Annotated in this window: 4 protein-coding genes; 3 read left to right on the forward strand and 1 reads right to left on the reverse strand. The window is 67.9% G+C overall.

Annotated features, from left to right (window positions below):
• Positions 1–13: 13 nt before the first annotated feature.
• Genes pth through B4A72_RS05000 form a run of 3 tightly spaced genes read left to right on the forward strand, consistent with a single transcriptional unit; the run spans position 14 to position 2,241 of the window.
• Positions 14–736, forward strand: a complete 723-nt coding sequence (pth, locus tag B4A72_RS04990) for an aminoacyl-tRNA hydrolase (protein WP_292978192.1) — start codon at positions 14–16, stop codon at positions 734–736.
• Positions 733–1,806, forward strand: a complete 1,074-nt coding sequence (locus B4A72_RS04995) for a DUF2332 domain-containing protein (RefSeq protein WP_292978180.1) — start codon at positions 733–735, stop codon at positions 1,804–1,806. Before pth ends, B4A72_RS04995 begins: the two co-directional genes overlap by 4 nt.
• 60 nt (positions 1,807–1,866) lie before the next feature.
• Positions 1,867–2,241, forward strand: a complete 375-nt coding sequence (locus tag B4A72_RS05000; protein WP_292952452.1) for a DUF2237 family protein — start codon at positions 1,867–1,869, stop codon at positions 2,239–2,241.
• 140 nt (positions 2,242–2,381) lie between these two features.
• Here B4A72_RS05000 and B4A72_RS05005 read toward each other — a convergent pair.
• Positions 2,382–2,597: hypothetical protein (locus tag B4A72_RS05005; protein WP_292978181.1), on the reverse strand; the 216-nt coding region annotated here is incomplete at its 5' end.

The following is a 2,597-nucleotide window of genomic DNA, read 5'->3' on the forward strand; positions in this document are numbered from 1 at the left end:
CCGGGAGAGGCAGATGAAACTGATCGTGGGCCTGGGCAATCCGGGCATGAAATATACAGGGAACCGTCACAATATCGGTTTCATGGCGGTTGACCGCATCGCGACCGACCACGACCTGGGTCCGTGGAGGGCACGGTTTCAGGGCCAGAGCATCGAGGCACGGCTGGGTGAAAACCGCATTGCCCTGTTGAAACCGGGCACGTTCATGAACCTGTCGGGGCAATCGGTGGGCGAGGCCATGCGCTATCTGAAGCTGACGCCTGCCGATGTGATCGTGTTCCATGACGAACTGGATCTTGCGCCGGGCAAATGCCGGGTAAAGTCGGGCGGGGGTCACGCCGGCCATAACGGGCTGCGATCGATCCATCAGCATATCGGGCCGGAATACCAGCGTGTGCGGCTGGGCATCGGCCATCCGGGACACAAGGACCGGGTGGCGGCCTATGTTCTGTCGGACTTCGCCAGGTCCGATCGCGACTGGCTGGATGATCTGCTGCGCGGAATCGCGGATGGATCGCCGTTTCTGGCCGCAGGCGATGGCGGGCGGTTTCAGAACGCCGTCGCAGCCCGCACCCAGCCTGCGCGGAATACCGGCAGGACCGGGCCGGACCGGGCAGGATCCACAAAACCCTCGCCCGGCAGGACCGAAGGCAATCCCGCTCCGGCGACCGAGATCGAGGCCGCTCCGGCCAGCATGGCCGAGCGTCTGCGCGCATTGACCCGGCGGTTCCGATGAACGAAGCGGCGGTTCGGGCCGCGTTTCGCGATCAGGCGCGATCCTGCCGCGATCTGGGCTCACCGCTGACTGCGCGCGTCTGCGATCTGCTTGCGGATTGCCTGCGCCACGATTCGGGCGCGGTCGCGCGGCGCGTTCTGGACTGGCGCGGCGATCCCTCATCCAGCGCCGATTCCGTGCCTCTGCGGCTGTGCGGCGGGCTGCACGCGCTGGTCCTGCGCGGCGCCGCCCCAGCCTTGGCCCGCGCCTATGCCTCGGGCAGGGTGGACGCGGCGCTGTTGCTGTCGGTCCTGACCGCGCATGAGGCCTGTCTTCTGCGCTGGCTGGACAGCCCGCCGCAGACGAACGAGGTCGCGCGGTCGGCGGCGATCATCGCAGCAGCCCGGTTCCTCGCACAACGATGTGGCTTGCCGCTGAGGGCGCTGGAACTGGGCGCCTCGGCCGGTCTGAACCTGAATTTCGCGCATTACCATCTGCGGCCCGCGCACGCGCAGCCCGGCGCCCATGCCGACCGGCCTGCGTCCGACCAGGGCGCCGGCGTGACCTTGCGGCCGCGATGGGACGGACAGGTTCCAGCCGGAGAGTTCCGGTTGGCCGAGGCCGAGGGCGTCGATCTGCGGCCGGTCGATCCGGTGGCGGACCGGCTGCGGTTGCAGGCCTATTGCTGGGCGGATCAGTCGGCCCGGCTGGCCCGGCTGCGCGGCGCGCTGGATCTGGCGCGGGTCTTTCCGCCGCAGGTGGCGCAGGGCGATGCGGGCGACTGGCTGATTGCGCGTCTGGCCAAGGCCGCGCCGGGGCGCGTGACATTCGTCTGTCACACCGTGGCGGCACAATATTTTCCGGAAGCGACGCAAGGGGTTTGCGCGGCCGCCCTGCAGGCTGCGGCAGCGCGGGCCGGCCCGGACGCACCACTGGCGCATTTCGCGATGGAATCCGACGGGTGCGGCCCCGGCGCGGCGCTGTCGCTGCGGCTGTGGAACGGCGCCGTCCATGGCTGGTCGCTGGGGCGCGCGGATTTTCACGGCCGATGGGTGTCATGGCACCCTGCCCCCCTGCCATCGGGCTTGTGAACGGCGGGGGATTGGCCGACAGGCGCGGCTGGTTTATCCTGTTTCCAGGAGGAGACGAGGATGGAGCGATCCCTGAACGTTCTCGGCGGGCCGTTGGAGACGTGTTCGGACCGGCCGAAGACCGGCTTCTTTCGCAACGGATGTTGCGATACCGGACCTGAGGATCGCGGCAGCCATACGATCTGCGTGATCGTGACCGACGAATTTCTGGCCATGTCGAAATATCTGGGCAACGATCTGTCCACGCCCCGACCGGAATTCCGCTTCGCCGGGCTGAAGGCTGGCGATCGCTGGTGCCTGTGCGCCGCGCGCTTTCTGCAGGCGGCGCAGGAAATGGCCGCGCCCAAGGTGGTCCTGGATGCGACGCATCGACGGGCGCTGGATATCGTTCCGCTGGAATTGCTGCAGGCGCATCAGGCGGAAGCGAATGGATGACAGGCCCCGGCGCAGGGGGCCACCTGCGCCCGACATGAATCCTTTGCGTGCGAAGACGACGTTTTCCAGGCCGGTCCGTCGGGCGACCGGAAAAGGGGCCGGACGAATCCGGCCCCCGGTAATTCACCGCTGATCAAGCGTTACCCATTGGTGCTGTCGCCACCATCGGAATCTCCGCCATCCGAATCACCACCGCCGGAATCCCCACCGCTGGAATCTCCGCCGCTGGAATTGCCACCCGCAGCATCGCCCCCGGCAGACGCGCCGTCCGACGATCCGTCGGCCCCTGTATCCGCGCCATCCGTCGAGCTGTCCGCGCCCGCGTCCGAGCCGTCGTCACCGGACATGCCATCATC

The organism is Paracoccus sp. UBA5162, from assembly GCF_002413585.1.
Lineage (GTDB): Bacteria > Pseudomonadota > Alphaproteobacteria > Rhodobacterales > Rhodobacteraceae > Paracoccus.

Coding starts and splice junctions, on each gene's coding strand:
- pth (WP_292978192.1), top strand. CDS start 14: ATGAAACTGATCGTGGGCCTGGGCAATCCGGGCATGAAATATACAGGG.
- B4A72_RS04995 (WP_292978180.1), top strand. CDS start 733: ATGAACGAAGCGGCGGTTCGGGCCGCGTTTCGCGATCAGGCGCGATCC.
- B4A72_RS05000 (WP_292952452.1), top strand. CDS start 1,867: ATGGAGCGATCCCTGAACGTTCTCGGCGGGCCGTTGGAGACGTGTTCG.